Origin of the sequence: Streptomyces sp. CA-179760 (genome assembly GCF_050937045.1) — a bacterium.
Lineage (GTDB): Bacteria > Actinomycetota > Actinomycetes > Streptomycetales > Streptomycetaceae > Streptomyces.
This window is the reverse complement of the sequence record NZ_JBNJLZ010000001.1, coordinates 5515306-5533858: the sequence shown is the minus strand read 5'-3', so window position 1 is coordinate 5533858 and position 18553 is coordinate 5515306. Positions and strand designations below refer to the sequence as shown.

General features: G+C 65.8%; 13 protein-coding genes and 3 rRNA genes. 4 read left to right on the top strand and 12 right to left on the bottom strand.

Going from position 1 to position 18553, the window contains the following annotated elements; genetic code table 11:
- Positions 1-306: 306 nt before the first annotated feature.
- A complete protein-coding gene (locus ACQEV8_RS25130) occupies positions 307-585 on the bottom strand; it encodes a glutaredoxin family protein (protein WP_432964159.1) in 279 nt (92 codons plus the stop codon).
- A gap of 129 nt (positions 586-714) precedes the next feature.
- On the opposite strand from ACQEV8_RS25130, the gene ACQEV8_RS25125 reads away from it, so the two are divergent.
- From ACQEV8_RS25125 to ACQEV8_RS25115, 3 genes are all read left to right on the top strand, one after another.
- Entirely contained in the window at positions 715-1632 is a 918-nt protein-coding gene (locus tag ACQEV8_RS25125; protein ID WP_432964156.1) for an HAD family hydrolase, read from the top strand.
- 349 nt (positions 1633-1981) lie between these two features.
- Entirely contained in the window at positions 1982-2752 is a 771-nt protein-coding gene (locus ACQEV8_RS25120) for an ECF subfamily RNA polymerase sigma factor, BldN family (RefSeq protein WP_432964153.1), read from the top strand.
- A 236-nt stretch (positions 2753-2988) separates the two neighbouring features.
- Positions 2989-4233 carry a DUF5667 domain-containing protein gene (locus ACQEV8_RS25115; RefSeq protein WP_432964150.1) on the top strand — a complete coding sequence of 415 codons (1245 nt, stop codon included), beginning with the start codon at positions 2989-2991 and terminating at the stop codon, positions 4231-4233.
- A gap of 244 nt (positions 4234-4477) precedes the next feature.
- Here the strand turns inward: ACQEV8_RS25115 and ACQEV8_RS25110 are convergent, their stop codons facing one another.
- The 11 genes from ACQEV8_RS25110 to ACQEV8_RS25060 form a co-directional block, all read right to left on the bottom strand.
- Positions 4478-5533: a lysophospholipid acyltransferase family protein gene (locus ACQEV8_RS25110; RefSeq protein ID WP_432964147.1), complete on the bottom strand. Its 1056-nt coding sequence runs from the start codon at positions 5531-5533 to the stop codon at positions 4478-4480.
- 14 nt (positions 5534-5547) lie between these two features.
- A complete protein-coding gene (locus ACQEV8_RS25105; protein WP_432964144.1) occupies positions 5548-6609 on the bottom strand; it encodes an NAD-dependent epimerase/dehydratase family protein in 1062 nt (353 codons plus the stop codon).
- A gap of 213 nt (positions 6610-6822) precedes the next feature.
- Positions 6823-6921 (bottom strand): 30S ribosomal protein bS22, encoded by a 99-nt coding sequence (locus ACQEV8_RS25100; protein WP_003948845.1) that lies wholly within the window; start codon positions 6919-6921, stop codon positions 6823-6825.
- Positions 6922-7075: 154 nt separating this feature from the next.
- On the bottom strand, positions 7076-7288 hold the full coding sequence (locus tag ACQEV8_RS25095; protein ID WP_004984898.1) for a helix-turn-helix domain-containing protein: 213 nt from the start codon (positions 7286-7288) through the stop codon (positions 7076-7078).
- Between the two features lie 129 nt (positions 7289-7417).
- Positions 7418-8233: a phosphatase gene (locus ACQEV8_RS25090; protein WP_432964141.1), complete on the bottom strand. Its 816-nt coding sequence runs from the start codon at positions 8231-8233 to the stop codon at positions 7418-7420.
- 108 nt (positions 8234-8341) lie between these two features.
- Positions 8342-9517 (bottom strand): acetoin utilization protein AcuC, encoded by a 1176-nt coding sequence (locus ACQEV8_RS25085; RefSeq protein ID WP_432964138.1) that lies wholly within the window; start codon positions 9515-9517, stop codon positions 8342-8344.
- On the bottom strand, positions 9468-10697 hold the full coding sequence (locus tag ACQEV8_RS25080; RefSeq protein WP_432964135.1) for an MFS transporter: 1230 nt from the start codon (positions 10695-10697) through the stop codon (positions 9468-9470). The genes ACQEV8_RS25085 and ACQEV8_RS25080 overlap by 50 nt, the downstream gene beginning before the upstream one ends.
- A 90-nt stretch (positions 10698-10787) precedes the next feature.
- Entirely contained in the window at positions 10788-11432 is a 645-nt protein-coding gene (locus ACQEV8_RS25075; RefSeq protein WP_432964132.1) for an HAD family hydrolase, read from the bottom strand.
- Positions 11433-11493: 61 nt separating this feature from the next.
- Positions 11494-11610 (bottom strand): 5S ribosomal RNA (rrf, locus tag ACQEV8_RS25070).
- A 92-nt stretch (positions 11611-11702) separates the two neighbouring features.
- Positions 11703-14823: ribosomal RNA gene (locus ACQEV8_RS25065) — 23S ribosomal RNA — on the bottom strand.
- 311 nt (positions 14824-15134) lie between these two features.
- Positions 15135-16662: ribosomal RNA gene (locus tag ACQEV8_RS25060) — 16S ribosomal RNA — on the bottom strand.
- The 16S, 23S and 5S rRNA genes sit together here, the layout of an rRNA operon.
- Before the next feature lie 836 nt (positions 16663-17498).
- Here ACQEV8_RS25060 and trpS point away from each other — a divergent pair.
- Positions 17499-18533, top strand: a complete 1035-nt coding sequence (gene trpS / locus ACQEV8_RS25055) for a tryptophan--tRNA ligase (protein WP_432964129.1) — start codon at positions 17499-17501, stop codon at positions 18531-18533.
- Positions 18534-18553: the final 20 nt, after the last annotated feature.

Below are 18553 nucleotides of genomic sequence, written 5' to 3'. Positions count from 1 at the left end.
CTGCGGGTAGAGCGGGGCTGTAGGCGGCCATACGTCCCTACATGACCGCCCCGTCGAAAGCAGGCTATGTCTTTGTGAACGCGTGCACAAAGATGGTGTCCGTTTTGCCCGCCCAACGTGACCGGGCTCACGCGCCCCCGGCGCACTCCCGGGGAACCGGCGCACAAGCACCGCCGTTCCTTCGCTTCTGGGGGCAAAACCGCACACTCTCCTCTGTGTATCCCGCCCCCGAGACCAGTCACCCTCGATCCTAAGCGACCCTTACGGCCACTTTGGACTGCTCGGTCAGTCGCCCGAGGGCCGGACTCAGTCGGTCAGGGCCTTGCGCAGCCGCCCCTCGTTCACGCGCCAGAACGTGTGCTGCCTGCCGTCCACCAGCACGACCGGGATCTGCTCCCAGTACAGATCGTGCAGTTCCCGGTCCTCGGTGATGTCCTTCTGCTCCCAGGGGACTCCGAGATCACCGCACACCTTCTCCACAACGACCTGTGCGTCATCACACAGATGACACCCGGGCTTCCGGATCAGGGTGACGAGCCGGTCCCGAGGGGGCGTACGGCGAAAGAGGGGACTCATGTCGGCCATTGTCGCGCGCCCGGGACACGCCGGTCCCTACTCCTCCGGCGGCATCTTTAACGACACGCTCGCCGAGAGTTCACAGGCTCCGAACCTCTCGGCTCCGGAACCCCCGAACAAACTGGCTATGCTCACGCCATGGCCGCTCTCGGATGGCTCACTCCCCGTAGGCGCTCCGCCACGGCGCGGAGCGTTTTGGCAGGCGAGGCCTCGGCGGAGGCAGCCCGCAAATCCACGCAGGAAGCTTCCGGCACGACCGAGGAACCGCAGTTCCCGGTCCACGGCGACGACCGGGCCGCCGCCTTCTTCGACCTGGACAACACCGTCATGCAGGGCGCCGCGCTCTTCCATTTCGGGCGGGGCCTGTACAAGCGGAAGTTCTTCGAGACCCGCGACCTCGCGAAGTTCGCCTGGCAGCAGGCGTGGTTCCGGCTGGCCGGCGTCGAGGACCCCGAGCACATGCAGGAGGCCCGCGACTCCGCCCTGTCGATCGTCAAGGGCCACCGCGTCGCCGAGCTCCAGTCGATCGGCGAGGAGATCTACGACGAGTACATGGCCGAGCGCATCTGGCCCGGCACCCGCGCCCTCGCCGAGGCCCATCTGGACGCGGGCCAGAAGGTCTGGCTGGTGACGGCGGCCCCCGTCGAGATCGCCCAGGTCATCGCCCGCCGCCTGGGCCTGACCGGTGCCCTGGGCACGGTCGCCGAGTCGGTCGACGGCGTCTACACGGGCAAGCTCGTCGGCGAACCGCTGCACGGCCCCGCGAAGGCCGAGGCCCTCCGCGCGCTGGCCACGGCGGAGGGCCTGGACCTGACCCGCTGCGCCGCCTACAGCGACTCGCACAACGACATCCCGATGCTGTCCCTGGTCGGCCACCCCTACGCCATCAACCCGGACTCCAAGCTGCGCAGGCACGCCCGCCAGCTGGACTGGCGCCTGCGCGACTACCGCACGGGCCGCAAGGCGGCCAAGGTCGGCATCCCCGCGGCGGCCGGTGTGGGTGCCGTGGCCGGCGGCACGGCGGCGGCGATCGCCCTGCACCGCCGTCGCCGCTGACGACTCGATCAATCCGGGACACCGGCGTTTGCGGGATGACAACCCCCGTAAATCCAACTGGCGTACCCCCAAAACCCCGTATCCAGTCCTCTTGGCTGCACACGGCCACAACACGCCCTGCACTCAGCAGCAAACCGAACCTTCCCGGTCAACAACCGTTCACAATTCGGCACTTGATCCGGCGTCAATCGGTTACGGAAGCGACGTAATCGATGATTTGAGCAACTCGGTGTAGCAGAGCCTGCACGAAGCGTTATTCTCCTCAGACGCAAACCGGTACCCCTCCGTCGCTACGACGGGTGAAAGGTCCCGCACTGCACGTGATGGAAGCTCTGCCTCTGGGAGTCCCGTGTACCCACACGTCGGGGTTGACGCCTCGGGCCTGGCTACGCTGCGCGCAACGGTCCTCGACCTGCTGCGTGGCCTCGTCCCCACCGCGTACACCGTCCCCGCATTCACCACCGCCGCACCCGTAGGCCCTTGCTACGCACTGGCCGACGGCAGCGCCGCGGTCGGCAGACGAGGGCGCCCGTCCGGGGGGGCCACCGCCCGACGACCCGCGGCGGACAGCGACAGCGCCCGCATGATGGACCTCGTGGAGCGCGCCCAGGCCGGCGAGGCCGACGCCTTCGGCCGTCTCTACGACCAGTACAGCGACACCGTGTACAGATACATCTACTACCGGGTCGGAGGAAAGGCGACCGCCGAGGACCTCACCAGCGAGACCTTTCTGCGGGCCCTGCGCCGCATCGGCACCTTCACCTGGCAGGGCCGCGACTTCGGCGCCTGGCTGGTCACGATCGCCCGCAACCTCGTCGCGGACCACTTCAAGTCCAGCCGCTTCCGCCTCGAGGTCACGACCGGCGAGATGCTCGACGCCAACGAGGTCGAGCGCTCCCCCGAGGACTCCGTCCTGGAGTCCCTCTCCAACGCCGCCCTGCTCGACGCCGTACGGCGGCTCAACCCCCAGCAGCAGGAGTGCGTGACACTCCGCTTCCTCCAGGGCCTCTCCGTCGCCGAGACCGCCCGCGTGATGGGCAAGAACGAGGGCGCCATCAAGACCCTCCAGTACCGGGCCGTCCGCACCCTCGCCCGGCTCCTCCCGGAAGACGCCCGCTGACCGGGCCGCACGCTCGGCGACTCTCAACTCACGTTTCGTGACAGTCCGTTGGCTTCGGCATCCGATCGGCCGGTGTCCGTAACCCAAGTGCCGCGCCGCTCGTTGTGAGGGATGCAGGCTCCCTGTGGTCACCCCCTGGCCGACCCCGATCACTCGATCGTGTGGTTGTGGTCAGGGTGTGCAACCCTCAGGACCCCCTGGGGAGTCGACCGTCATGACGAGAGGAGGTGCCGCCTGTGATCGCGAACGTATCGGCACACCGGCGGGCGAACGCCTTCGCCCAGGCCCTGGAGGAGCAGTCCGAGCAGGGCACGGCGGCCGAGCAGTCCGAAGGTTCGGCACCAGCCCCGGCACCCGCGGAACAGACCGAACCGGCCCGCCTGACGGCGATCGCCTCCGGTCTCGACGCGCTGCCCAAGCCGGAGCTCGACCCGGAGGTCAAGGTCGTCCAGCGGGCCCAGCTGGTGGCCGCCTTCGAGGCCATGCTCCAGGAGGGCACCGCGGGAGGCGGGGCGACGGACCGAGCGGTCCCCGGGCAGCGCTCCCGTGGTGCCCACCGCGCCGGCTCACTGAAGAAACTCCGGCCGCGTTCCCGGCTCGCCAAGGGCCTCACCGCGGGCGGACTCAGCGTCGGCGTGGCCGCGAGCGCCTTCGGCGGAGTCTCCGCCGCCAGCTCCGACGCCCTGCCGGGCGATTCGCTCTACGGCCTCAAGCGCGGCATCGAGGACGTGAAGCTCGGCCTCGCCGACAGTGCCGACGAGCGCGGCCGGGTCTACCTCGACCACGCCTCCACCCGGCTCAGCGAAGCCCGTCGCCTGATGGAGCGCGGCCGCAGCGGCCCCCTGGACCACGAGTCCCTCGGCGAGATCCGCCGCGCCCTGTCCGGCATGCGGCACGACGCGTCGGAAGGCCACCGGCTGCTGAGCGAGGCCTACGCGCACGACCCGGACTCCCTGGGCCCCATCCAGGCCCTGTCGGCGTTCTCCCGCTCCCACCGCGAGGCCTGGGGTGAACTGCGCGAGCGGCTCCCCGTGCAGCTAGGGGACGTCAGTGAGCAGGTGTCGTCGGTGTTCGACGCCATAGAGGAGGACGTCGCCCCGCTGCGCTCCCTGCTCCCCGAGCCCCCGGCCGGGAACGGCGGCGAAGGCAAGCGTCAGGGCGCCTCCGAGTCGGCCTCCACCGGCTCCTCCGCCACCGACCGGTCGGCCCAGCCCGACAAGAGCGGCGGCGGGCGCACCGACAAGGGCGGCACCGGCGGGAGCAGCGGAAGCCCCAGCCGCTCGGCCGGCTCCGGCAGCGACAGCGACGGCCTGCTCGGTGGCAGCACCGGCGGCCTGCTCGACCCGCCGAAGGACAGCGAGGCGAGCACCTCCCCGTCCACGGAAGGCAGCCCAGCCGTCCCCAAGCCGGACGTCACGCTCCCGCCGCTCCTGCCCGGCCTGCTGCCCGGCCTGGGCATCGACGGCGAGGACGCGCGCTAGACGACGCTGGGCGCCCCTGTGCGGGGCGCCCAGCGTCATATGCGAAGCATCAGAAGAAGACCGACCGCCGCTGCACCAGCAGCTTGGTCCCTCCTGTCCGCTGCCCTCGCATTGCTTCGCAAGCTTCGGACAGCTACACCGGACTCCGTCCGGCGACTCCGTGCGAGAGGCATCTGGAGATGTCGGGCAGCCGCCCCCAGCGACATCCGCCGATGTGTGGCCCACCTGTCAGGGCCGGTCGGCGTCAGAAGAACACCGACCGCCGCTGCACCAGCAGCTTGTACAGCGTGTGCTGGATCTGCTCCCTGACCTGATCGGTCAGGTTGAACATCAGCATCGGGTCCTCGGCCGCCTCCGGCGGATAGCCGTCCGTGGGGATCGGCTCGCCGAACTGGATCGTCCACTTGGTGGGCAGCGGAATCGCGCCGAGCGGCCCGAGCCAGGGGAACGTGGGCGTCACCGGGAAGTACGGAAAGCCCAGCAGACGCGCGACCGTCTTGGCGTTGCCGATCATCGGGTAGATCTCCTCGGCCCCGACGATCGAGCAGGGCACGATCGGCGTCCCGGCGCGCAAGGCCGTCGAGACGAACCCCCCGCGGCCGAAGCGCTGCAGCTTGTACCTGTCCGCGAAGGGCTTGCCGAGGCCCTTGAAGCCCTCCGGCATCACCCCGACCAGTTCGCCCTGCTCCAGCAGCCGGGCCGCGTCCTCGGCACAGGCCAGGGTGTGCCCGAGCTTGCGGGCCAGTTCGTTGACCACCGGCAGCATGAACACCAGGTCGGCTGCGAGCAGGCGCAGATGCCGTCCCGCCGGATGGTTGTCATGCACGGCGACCTGCATCATCAGGCCGTCCATCGGCAGCGTGCCGGAGTGGTTCGCGACGATCAACGCCCCGCCCTCGGACGGGATGTTCTCGATGCCCTTCACCTCGACCCGGAAGTACGTGTCGTACAACGGGCGCAGCAGGGACATCAGGACCTGGTCGGTGAGCTCCTCGTCGTAGCCGAAGTCGTCGACCTCGTAGTCCCCGGTGAGGCGGCGGCGCAGGAAAGCGAGCCCGCCCGCGATCCGCCGTTCCAGACCGCCGTCGCCGTCCCGGGACCGCTCCGGCGGCTGTTCCTCAGAAGTCACAGGAACATCATCCTGCGGAACAGCCCTGGTGGGCAGGGGCTGCACCTCACGGACCGGCGCCGACTCCGTGCCCGAGCGGCGGTTCCCCCCGCTCCGGCGCCGCTGGGGGCGCTGCACGGCGCTTCCGCGGGACCGGTCGTCGTCGAACGGAATGACCTTGGCATCCGCCATCGTTGATGCGCTCCTCAGTTGGCGCTCTGCGTCGGGGGGTGGCCGTCGCCCGCGAGGGGCATTGCGGCGATCCGGTCGACGGCCCCCGCGAGGGCCTCCGGCGGAAGAAGTCCGGGTCCCTGGCTGCGGGCGAAGTCCGCGAACGTTTCCGCGGTCGTGTATTTGGGCTGGAATCCCAGCGTTTCGCGCATCTGACCCGTGGCGACGACCCGGCCGTGGGTGAGCAGCCGGATCTGCTCGGGCGAGAAGTCCGTCATCCCCAGCGTACGCACCAGCGAGCCCGCCCAGGTGACGGCCGGGAGCGGCAGGGGCACGGTGGGGCGGCCGAGGCGCCGGGAGCACTGGGAGAGCAGCAGGACGCCGTCGCCGGCGATGTTGAAGGTGCCGCTGTTGAGCGTGCCCCGCCTGGGCTCGTGGCAGGCGATCCGCAGCACCTCGATCACATCGTCCTCGTGCACGAACTGCAGCCTGGGGTCGTAGCCGAACACGGTCGGCAGGACCGGCAGTGCGAAGTAGGAGGCGAGCGGGGTGTCCGCGGTCGGGCCCAGGATGTTGGCGAACCGCGGCACGCACACGGCCACGTCGGGCCGGCGGCGCGCGAAGCCGCGGACGTAGCCCTCGACCTCCACCGTGTCCTTGGCGAAGCCGCCGCTCGGCAGGGACTTGGGCGGGGTCGTCTCGGTGAAGACGGCCGGGTCGCGGGGCGCGGAGCCGTAGACGTTGGTGCTGGACTTCACGACCAGCCGCTGCACGGTCGGGGACTTCTGGCAGGCACCGAGCAGCTGCATGGTGCCGATGACGTTGGTCTCCTTCAGGGAGGCCCGGTTGCCGCTGCCCAGCGGTGTGCCCGTCACGTCCAGGTGGACGATCGTGTCGGCGGCCGTCTCGGCGAGCACCCGGGCGATCGTGGGCTGCCGGATGTCGGCCTGGATGAAGTCCGCGCCGCCCAGATGGTGCTCGGGCGGCACCGCGTCCACGGCGATCACCCGGTCCACCTCGGGGTCCCGCTGGATCCGCCTCACGAACCGGCCCCCCAGCTGGCGGGCCACTCCGGTCACGAGCACGACCTTGCCCAAGATCAGCGCCTTCCTTCCACAGCCTCTTGTCTCCGCCGCGTTCCCCCGTGGGGCCAACTTAGCGGGTCGGTGTTGCGCTGTGATGACCGCCCGATGCGCGAAGTGACGGAACACCGACGGGAAACAGCCGGACGCACATGGCGATACACGTGTGGCCCCCCACCGTTGAGTGGGGGGCCACAACGACGCTCTCGCGGCGTCCGCGTCGCGAACTTACTTCTTGTTGCGACGCTGAACGCGCGTGCGCTTGAGCAGCTTGCGGTGCTTCTTCTTGGCCATCCGCTTGCGCCGCTTCTTGATAACAGAGCCCACGACTACCCTCGCTCACTTCTCATCACTCGGTGCTGGGCGCCATGGGCCCATACGACCTACGAGGGGCTAGCCTACCCGCCCGAGCGCTGAGGTCGTAATCGAGGGGGCCAGGGTGATCCCGAGTGCCCTGTGAGGGATCACCCCGCCCCAGCCGTCAGGCGGTTTCCACCCCCACGTAACTCTCGCGGAGGTACTCGTGAACCGCTTGCTCCGGGACGCGGAAAGACCGCCCCACACGGATCGCGGGCAGATGACCGCTGTGCACCAGCCGGTACACGGTCATCTTCGACACTCGCATCACCGAGGCGACTTCCGCCACGGTAAGGAACTGAACCTCGTTCAGAGGCCTCTCGCCAGCTGCAGCCATGACACACCTGAACCTTCCGCACTCGACGGCCACCGGCTTCCCCTTCCGGTGACTCTTCGTCGCTGCGTGCTCACTCCCCAATGTAGGTGCCAGTGATGCGAGTGGGGAAGAGGTGCACCCATCAACGGCCTACTGTGACAGACACGCCCGATTGAGTACGTAGCGGGTAAGCGGCAGGTAGTAATCAGATCGCACGCCGTCATCAAGTGGAACGACGACGGACACATGCCCCTCCGCCTGCCCGACGAACGGGGCGGGGTCGTCCGTATCGGCCGGCCCGATGACCTCGAACCCCAGCTGACCTGCCCCGCAGACCCACCCGTGGTCCCCGATCACCAGCCCGGGAAGCGGCCCGCCGGCCTCCGCCGCGGCGGCCAGCGCGGTACGAACCGGGAGCGGCGAGTGTGTATGTGCGCCGGGCTCACAACCGGGGCGTTCCACCCCGGCCGCCCGCACCAGCGCGACTCCTCGTACGTAGTCGAGGTTGTACGTACGTAGGCCGAACCGGGTCGTTATGTCGACACAGCGACCCTGCGCGGGGGTGAGAACCGCACACCCCGCCGCCGACAGCGCGTCTGCCAGAGCGGCGTAGAAGCCGAGCAACCGGTGCGGGTGCCCTGTACCGAGAAGCACCGGAGCACCACGCTGGGCGACATCGGCGAGACGGTCCGCGAAGGCGTCCAGCGCCGCCACGGTCCGCTGCGGATCGATCACATCCTGGCCGGAAGTACACCGGGAATCGGCCGAAACCCCGCATCGGTCCGCCATCAGCTCGAGCAATTCCCGCTGGTTCCAAGCCCTTTCGGGATCGATGCCGAGCAGCACACGGGGGTCCCGGGCGGCGAAGAGCCGGTAGCTGCGCAGGCTCTCCTCACGCGATGTGGCCACGGTACCGGCGAGACGCGCACCCACCAGGTGCGTACGCAGGACTTCGGGGGTCAACACCAGAAGATCGTCCGCGACCAGGTCCTCACCTGTCCCGGGAACCGGCGAACACCGCTCGGTCGGCCTACCAGGCCTACCCGGCCAACCAGGCCCACCAGGGGCGCCTCATCACCCCGGCAGCAGCCCCCGAAGCGGGAACACCGCCCGCCGGGCCGCCAGCACCGCCTGGTCCAGCCGGTCCGCCGGGTCGTACCCCGCCTCCCAGCCGGTCCACTCCACCGGCCAGCGCCCGTCCGTCATCCGCGCCGGGGCCAACTGCCGCGTCCGCGCGAACACTTCCTGCCGCCACCCCTCGGGGATCACCGCCTCCGGCTCCACCTCCCGGTGCGCCGCGATCGCGACCAGATGCGTCCACGACCTCGGTACGACGTCCACCACCGCGTAGCCGCCCCCGCCCAGGGCCACCCACCGACCGTCGGCGTACTCGTGCGCCAGGTCGTGACACGCCACCTGCACCGCCCGCTGCGCGTCCAGCGACACCGCCAGATGCGCGAGCGGATCCTCGAAATGCGTGTCGGCCCCGTGCTGCGTCACCAGCACCTGCGGCCGGAAGTCGGCGATCAGCTCCGGCACCACGGAATGGAACGCCCGCAGCCACCCGGCATCCCCGGTCCCGGCCGGCAGCGCCACGTTCACCGCCGAGCCCTCCGCGGAGTCCGCCCCGGTCTCCTCCGGCCACCCGGTCTGCGGGAACAGCGTCCGGGGATGCTCGTGCAGCGAAATCGTCAGCACCCTCGGGTCGTCCCAGAACGCCGCCTGCACCCCGTCGCCGTGATGCACGTCGACGTCGATGTAGGCGACCCGCTCGGCCCCGAGCTCCAGCAGCCGGGCGATCGCCAGCGACGCGTCGTTGTAGATACAGAACCCGGACGCACCGCCCGGCATCGCGTGATGCAGCCCGCCCGCGAAGTTCACCGCGTGCGACGTCTCCCCGCGCCACACGGCCTCCGCCGCCCCCACCGACTGCCCGGCGATCAGCGACGACACCTCGTGCATCCCCGCGAAGGCCGGATCATCCATAGTCCCCAGCCCGTACGACTGATCCGCCGCCCCGGGCTCCGCCGACGCGGCCTTCACCGCCTCGATGTAGTCCTCCCGGTGGACGAGCCGCAGCGTCGACTCCCCGGCCGCCTTCGCGGCGACCACCTCCACCTCACGGTCCAGCCCGAAGGCGTCGACCAGTCTCCGGGTCAGCGCGAGCCGGACCGGGTCCATCGGATGCCCGGGACCGAAGTCATAGCCCGTTACTGCCTCGTCCCACATCAGCTGTGCGCGGCCGCTCATGACCGCCACCGTATCGGTCCGGTTGAGCGGCGAACGACCGGGCGTACACCAGCGTCACCAGCACCAACACCATCGGCACCAGCATGGCCCCGCGGTAGCTCCACAGATCCCCGAGCGCACCCACCAACGGCGAACCGATCAAGAACCCCACATAGTTGAAGATGTTCAGCCGCGCCACGGCCGCATCCGAAGCCCCCGGGAACAACCTGCCGGCCGCAGCGAACGTCTGCGGCACCAGCACACACAACCCCAGCCCCAGCAGCGTGAACCCCAGCATCCCGACCCACGCCCCGGGCGCCCCCGCCACCACGGCGAACCCAGCCGCCGCGACCAGCGCCCCGGCCCGCACCACAGCCACAGCCCCGAACCGCCGCACGCCGAAGTCCCCCAACGTCCGCCCCACCAGCGTGGTGACCATGTACACGTTGTACGGCACCGTCGCCATCTGCTCCGAGCTGCCGAGCACGTCCTGCAGATACTTCGCGCTCCAGTTGGAGACCGTCGAGTCCCCGATGTACGCGACGGTCATCACCAGACACAGCGGCAACAGCAACTTGAACGCGAGGGCCTGCCCCTCGCCCGCCTTCTCCCCCGCCCCGGATTCCGCCACCGGCCCGGTATCACCGCCGTCGACATACCACCGGCTCCCCACCAGCACAGCCGGCAACAGCACCACCACGACCGGCAGATACGAGACCCACAGCGCCAGATCCCAGTGCGCTCCCACCCACGCCAGCGAGGCCCCGACGATCCCGCCCAGGCTGTAGGCCGCGTGAAAACTGAGCATGATGCTGCGCCCGTACGACCGCTGCAGGCTCACCCCGAGCATGTTCATCGACGCGTCCAGCACCCCGACGGCGAGCCCGAACGCCGCGAGCGCCACCCCCAGCTCCACCATCCGCTCCCCGGCCCCGACCCCGAGCAGCGCCAGCAGCACCACAGGCTGGGACCACCGCAGCAGCCGGCTCGGCGGCACCCTCTTCACCAGCCGCTCGGTGCTGACGCTCCCCACCCCGGCAAGGATCGGCACGGCGGCCAGAAAGGCGGGCAGCAGCGCGTCGGAAACCCCGTACCGGTCCTGGATGGCCGGGATCCGCGTCACGAGCAGAGCGAAGGCGACCCCCTGCACCAAGAAGCTGAACGTCAAAGAGCCCCTGCCGCGCCGCAGCACATCAGTCATGGCGGCGAGCGTAGGGCCCCGGCCTACCCGTGGGTAGATCCAGCCAAAGATGAGTTTGCCTCATCTTCCACGGGCTGACATTCCAGGGGCTCACACCAGCAGATCGGCCAGCTCCCCCATGTCGGAGAAGAGCCGGGTGGCGCCGGCGAGCTTCTCAGCCGGAGTCATGGCGGTGAACCCGTACACGTCCATCCCGGCCGCGACCGCCGCCCGCACCCCCAGCGGACTGTCCTCGACGACGACACACCGCTCCGGAGCGACCCCCATCCGCTCCGCGGCATACAGGAACAGATCGGGAGCCGGCTTCCCCCGCCCGACATCCTGCGAGCTGAAGATCCGCTCCTCGTCGAACCACTGGCTGAGCCCGGTCGTCCGATGCCCCACCCGAATCCGCTCATGACTCCCGGACGATGCCACGCAGTACGGCACCCCGTCCGCGGCGAGCTTCTCCAGGACGCCGGAGACCCCGCCCACAGCGACCAGTTCCTGCTCGAAGGCCGCGAACACCCGCGCGTGAAAGACGTCGTCAAAGCTCTCCGGCAGTCGTTGTCCCGTCCGCTCGAGAACCAGCTCATGAATCCGGTGCATCGCCGAGCCCATGTAGTCCCGGATGGACTCCTCGTACGAGGTCGGGTGCCCGAGTTCGGTGAGATACGCAGCCAGCAACCGGTTGGAAATGGGCTCACTGTCGACGAGGACACCGTCGTTGTCGAAGATGACGAGATCGTAGTTCATGTAACGACCTTAAACGCAGAAAACCCCGTGCCGAATGGCACGGGGTTTTCTTTGAATGATTGTTCGGCGGCGTCCTACTCTCCCACAGGGTCCCCCCTGCAGTACCATCGGCGCTGAAAGGCTTAGCTTCCGGGTTCGGAATGTAACCGGGCGTTTCCCTAACGCTAAAACCACCGAAACACTATGAAACTGTTGAACTGCCGCACCACACCATCACCTGGCATGGGGCTGTTCGTGGTTTCAGAACCAACACAGTGGACGCGAGCAACTGAGGACAAGCCCTCGGCCTATTAGTACCGGTCAACTCCACACGTTACCGTGCTTCCATATCCGGCCTATCAACCCAGTCGTCTACTGGGAGCCTTACCCTCTCAAGGAGGTGGGAATACTCATCTCGAAGCAGGCTTCCCGCTTAGATGCTTTCAGCGGTTATCCCTCCCGAACGTAGCCAACCAGCCATGCCCTTGGCAGAACAACTGGCACACCAGAGGTTCGTCCGTCCCGGTCCTCTCGTACTAGGGACAGCCCTTCTCAATATTCCTACGCGCACAGCGGATAGGGACCGAACTGTCTCACGACGTTCTAAACCCAGCTCGCGTACCGCTTTAATGGGCGAACAGCCCAACCCTTGGGACCGACTCCAGCCCCAGGATGCGACGAGCCGACATCGAGGTGCCAAACCATCCCGTCGATATGGACTCTTGGGGAAGATCAGCCTGTTATCCCCGGGGTACCTTTTATCCGTTGAGCGACGGCGCTTCCACAAGCCACCGCCGGATCACTAGTCCCGACTTTCGTCCCTGCTCGACCCGTCGGTCTCACAGTCAAGCTCCCTTGTGCACTTACACTCAACACCTGATTGCCAACCAGGCTGAGGGAACCTTTGGGCGCCTCCGTTACTCTTTAGGAGGCAACCGCCCCAGTTAAACTACCCATCAGACACTGTCCCTGATCCGGATCACGGACCCAGGTTAGACATCCAGCACGACCAGACTGGTATTTCAACGACGACTCCACCCACACTGGCGTGCGAGTTTCAAAGTCTCCCAGCTATCCTACACAAGCCGAACCGAACACCAATATCAAACTGTAGTAAAGGTCCCGGGGTCTTTCCGTCCTGCTGCGCGAAACGAGCATCTTTACTCGTAGTGCAATTTCACCGGGCCTATGGTTGAGACAGTCGAGAAGTCGTTACGCCATTCGTGCAGGTCGGAACTTACCCGACAAGGAATTTCGCTACCTTAGGATGGTTATAGTTACCACCGCCGTTTACTGGCGCTTAAGTTCTCAGCTTCGCCAAGACGAATCTTGACTAACCGGTCCCCTTAACGTTCCAGCACCGGGCAGGCGTCAGTCCGTATACATCGCCTTACGGCTTCGCACGGACCTGTGTTTTTAGTAAACAGTCGCTTCTCGCTGGTCTCTGCGGCCACCCCCAGCTCACCGAGTAAATCGGATCACCGGACGTGGCCCCCCTTCTCCCGAAGTTACGGGGGCATTTTGCCGAGTTCCTTAACCATAGTTCACCCGAACGCCTCGGTATTCTCTACCTGACCACCTGAGTCGGTTTAGGGTACGGGCCGCCATGAAACTCGCTAGAGGCTTTTCTCGACAGCATAGGATCATCCACTTCACCACAATCGGCTCGGCATCAGGTCTCAGCCACAAGTGATCCGGATTTACCTAGACCACGGCCTACACCCTTACCCCGGGACAACCACCGCCCGGGATGGACTACCTTCCTGCGTCACCCCATCACTCACCTACTAACCGCTTGGTTCGGCGGCTCCACCACTTTCCTTTCCCCGAAGGGTCCGGAACGGCTTCACGGCCTTAGCATCACGATGCTCGATGTTTGACGCTTCACAGCGGGTACCGGAATATCAACCGGTTATCCATCGATTACGCCTGTCGGCCTCGCCTTAGGTCCCGACTTACCCTGGGCAGATCAGCTTGACCCAGGAACCCTTAGTCAATCGGCGCACACGTTTCTCACGTGTGAATCGCTACTCATGCCTGCATTCTCACTCGTCAACCGTCCACAACTCGCTTACGCGGCTGCTTCACCCGGCAGACGACGCTCCCCTACCCATCACGATCCCCGTTGGGGGTATATATCGCAATGACACGACTTCGGCGGTACGCTTGAGCCCCGCTACATTGTCGGCGCGGAATCACTAGACCAGTGAGCTATTACGCACTCTTTCAAGGGTGGCTGCTTCTAAGCCAACCTCCTGGTTGTCTCTGCGACTCCACATCCTTTCCCACTTAGCGTACGCTTAGGGGCCTTAGTCGATGCTCTGGGCTGTTTCCCTCTCGACCATGGAGCTTATCCCCCACAGTCTCACTGCCGCGCTCTCACTTACCGGCATTCGGAGTTTGGCTAAGGTCAGTAACCCGGTAGGGCCCATCGCCTATCCAGTGCTCTACCTCCGGCAAGAAACACACGACGCTGCACCTAAATGCATTTCGGGGAGAACCAGCTATCACGGAGTTTGATTGGCCTTTCACCCCTAACCACAGGTCATCCCCCAGGTTTTCAACCCTGGTGGGTTCGGTCCTCCACGAAGTCTTACCTCCGCTTCAACCTGCCCATGGCTAGATCACTCCGCTTCGGGTCTTGAGCGTGCTACTGAAACGCCCTGTTCGGACTCGCTTTCGCTACGGCTTCCCCACCCGGGTTAACCTCGCAACACACCGCAAACTCGCAGGCTCATTCTTCAAAAGGCACGCAGTCACGAGATGGAAGCAAGCTTCCATCCGACGCTCCCACGGCTTGTAGGCACACGGTTTCAGGTACTATTTCACTCCGCTCCCGCGGTACTTTTCACCATTCCCTCACGGTACTATCCGCTATCGGTCACCAGGGAATATTTAGGCTTAGCGGGTGGTCCCGCCAGATTCACACGGGATTTCTCGGGCCCCGTGCTACTTGGGTGTCTCTCAAACGAGCCGTTGACGTTTCGACTACGGGGGTCTTACCCTCTACGCCGGACCTTTCGCATGTCCTTCGCCTACATCAACGGTTTCTGACTCGTCTCACGGCCGGCAGACCGTAAAAGAGAGATCCCACAACCCCGTATACGCAACCCCTGCCGGGTCTCACACGCATACGGTTTGGCCTCATCCGGTTTCGCTCGCCACTACTCCCGGAATCACGGTTGTTTTCTCTTCCTGCGGGTACTGAGATGTTTCACTTCCCCGCGTTCCCTCCACTTGCCCTATGTGTTCAGGCAAGGGTGACAGCCCATGACGACTGCCGGGTTTCCCCATTCGGAAACCCCCGGATCAAAGCCTGGTTGACGACTCCCCGGGGACTATCGTGGCCTCCCACGTCCTTCATCGGTTCCTGGTGCCAAGGCATCCACCGTGCGCCCTTAAAAACTTGGCCACAGATGCTCGCGTCCACTGTGCAGTTCTCAAACAACGACCAGCCACCCATCACCCCACCCTTACCAGGTGAGTGCACTGGGGCCGGCGACTGAGGAAAAATTCGTTCCCTCAGACACCCAACAGCGTGCCCGGCCAGCTCCCGTCCGAAGATCAGCGTTCCACGCCCCGAAGAGCAGTACTAGCAGCCTCCGACCCGAGACCCTGGCCGAATAGTCAACGTTCCACCCATGAGCAACCAGCATCAGACATTCGCTGATGTACTGGCCTCTGACCTCACCCCGGAGGGGATCGGTAAGAAGTGCTCCTTAGAAAGGAGGTGATCCAGCCGCACCTTCCGGTACGGCTACCTTGTTACGACTTCGTCCCAATCGCCAGTCCCACCTTCGACAGCTCCCTCCCACAAGGGGTTGGGCCACCGGCTTCGGGTGTTACCGACTTTCGTGACGTGACGGGCGGTGTGTACAAGGCCCGGGAACGTATTCACCGCAGCAATGCTGATCTGCGATTACTAGCGACTCCGACTTCATGGGGTCGAGTTGCAGACCCCAATCCGAACTGAGACCGGCTTTTTGAGATTCGCTCCACCTCGCGGTATCGCAGCTCATTGTACCGGCCATTGTAGCACGTGTGCAGCCCAAGACATAAGGGGCATGATGACTTGACGTCGTCCCCACCTTCCTCCGAGTTGACCCCGGCGGTCTCCCGTGAGTCCCCAACACCCCCGAAGGGGCTTGCTGGCAACACGGGACAAGGGTTGCGCTCGTTGCGGGACTTAACCCAACATCTCACGACACGAGCTGACGACAGCCATGCACCACCTGTACACCGACCACAAGGGGGCGCCTGTCTCCAGACGTTTCCGGTGTATGTCAAGCCTTGGTAAGGTTCTTCGCGTTGCGTCGAATTAAGCCACATGCTCCGCCGCTTGTGCGGGCCCCCGTCAATTCCTTTGAGTTTTAGCCTTGCGGCCGTACTCCCCAGGCGGGGCACTTAATGCGTTAGCTGCGGCACGGACAACGTGGAATGTTGCCCACACCTAGTGCCCACCGTTTACGGCGTGGACTACCAGGGTATCTAATCCTGTTCGCTCCCCACGCTTTCGCTCCTCAGCGTCAGTATCGGCCCAGAGATCCGCCTTCGCCACCGGTGTTCCTCCTGATATCTGCGCATTTCACCGCTACACCAGGAATTCCGATCTCCCCTACCGAACTCTAGCCTGCCCGTATCGACTGCAGACCCGGGGTTAAGCCCCGGGCTTTCACAACCGACGTGACAAGCCGCCTACGAGCTCTTTACGCCCAATAATTCCGGACAACGCTCGCGCCCTACGTATTACCGCGGCTGCTGGCACGTAGTTAGCCGGCGCTTCTTCTGCAGGTACCGTCACTTTCGCTTCTTCCCTGCTGAAAGAGGTTTACAACCCGAAGGCCGTCATCCCTCACGCGGCGTCGCTGCATCAGGCTTTCGCCCATTGTGCAATATTCCCCACTGCTGCCTCCCGTAGGAGTCTGGGCCGTGTCTCAGTCCCAGTGTGGCCGGTCGCCCTCTCAGGCCGGCTACCCGTCGTCGCCTTGGTGAGCCATTACCTCACCAACAAGCTGATAGGCCGCGGGCTCATCCTTCACCGCCGGAGCTTTTAACCTCCACTCAGGAGAGTGGAAGTGTTATCCGGTATTAGACCCCGTTTCCAGGGCTTGTCCCAGAGTGAAGGGCAGATTGCCCACGTGTTACTCACCCGTTCGCCACTAATCCACCCCGAAGGGCTTCATCGTTCGACTTGCATGTGTTAAGCACGCCGCCAGCGTTCGTCCTGAGCCAGGATCAAACTCTCCGTGAATGTGTACCGGTAATCCGGTGCCACAGCACGAGAGCGGAACAGTCAGGCGGAATAGGCCCGACCGTTCACAGCGTCCTCGCTGTGTTTTTTCAAAGGAACCTCGTCCCAGCCTGACGGCCGGAGACGGGGTATCAACATATCTGGCGTTGACTTTTGGCACGCTGTTGAGTTCTCAAGGAACGGTTGCTTCCTTTGTACTCACCCTCTCGGGCTTTCCTCCGGGCGCTTCCCTTCGGTCTTGCGTTTCCGACTCTATCAGATCTTTCCGATCCGATTTCCTCGGTGCTTTCCAGGTTCCCGCTTCCGCGTTTCCCTTTCCGGCGGTTCCGACTCTATCAGATCCTTTCGGGCCTGATTCCCAGTCAGCGGGAGTTGTCTTTGCGGCTGTTGGGCCGTTCCGACGAGTGAGACTTTAGCGGATTCCCTGGCTCCCGAGCGAATCGGGGGCCGCGCCCTTTCGAACGCAGATTCCTCATTCCGTAAATACGCATACCAATGAAACGACGACAGGTGTACTGCGCGTCGAAGAGTGGTTGGTACTTCCAGAGTGGCTGCCCGGGGACCGACCGGAGTCGGCGCTCACGTCGGGCAACTCGGAGAACACTACGGATGGGGGTTGGGCGTGTCAACTCGGGGGCGGGCGGCACCCCAGGGGCGTAGTCTGCGATGCATGACGACGCGTACGTGCACCCAACTGTGGTGGGCCGCCTGACGGCGGCCGCTCTCGCGTATGCATTCAACGGCCGCCGCTTCGGCGGCCGTTCTTGTTTCTCCCTCCGGAACCACTGAGGGACGGCCGCCCGGGGCGGCGGTCCCGGCCAGGAGGTGGAGGAGAGATGACACGGGTCTTCAGCGGGGTCAAGCCGACGGGGCATCTGACTCTGGGGAACTACTTGGGAGCCATGCGGCGGTGGGCCGCCGTCGACCAGCACGAGGCCGATGCCTTGTTCTGCGTCGTCGATCTGCATGCGCTGACCGTGGAGCACGATCCGGCGCGGGTGCGCCGGCTGAGTCGGCAGGCGGCGACGTTGCTGCTGGCGTCCGGGCTGGATCCGGAAGTGTGCACGGTGTTCGTGCAGAGTCATGTGGACGAACACGCTCGGCTCTCGTACGTGCTGGAGTGCGTCGCCACCGACGGTGAGATGCGGCGGATGATCCAGTACAAGGAGAAGGCCGCGCGGGAGCAGCGGCGGGGTGGGAGTGTGCGGCTGTCGCTGCTGACCTACCCCGTGCTGATGGCGGCGGACATCCTGGCGTACGGGGCCGGTGAGGTGCCGGTGGGGGACGATCAGCGGCAGCATGTGGAGCTCGCGCGGGATGTAGCCGTGCGGTTCAACCAGCGGTACGGGCATACGTTCGTGGTGCCTCGGGCCACGCGTCCCGAGGTCGCTGCCCGGGTGATGAATCTGCAGGATCCGATGTCGAAGATGGGCAAGAGCGACGACGTCGGGCCAGGGATTGTCTATCTGCTGGACGAGCCGGACGTGGTGCGGAAGAAGGTCATGCGTGCGGTGACCGACAGCGGGCGGGAGGTCGTGTACGACCGGGAGGAGCGGCCGGGGCTCGCGAATCTGCTGGAGATTCTCGCCGCGTGCTCGGGTGGGAGTCCGCAGGAGCTGGCCGGGGCGTATCGGTCGTACGGGGATCTGAAGAAGGATGCCGCCGAGGCCGTGGTCGAGGTGTTGCGGCCCGTGCAGGAGCGGCACAAGGAGTTGTGTGCGGATCCCGGGTATGTGGAGCGCGTGCTGCGGGACGGGGCGGAGCGGGCGCGGGGGATGGCCCGGCCGACCGTGGATGCCGCCTATCGCGCGATCGGGTTGCTGCCGGCCGTGTCGGAGGTGGCTGAGGCCGGTGCTGTGCTGACCGTGTGAGGCGGTGGGGGCGGGTGTCC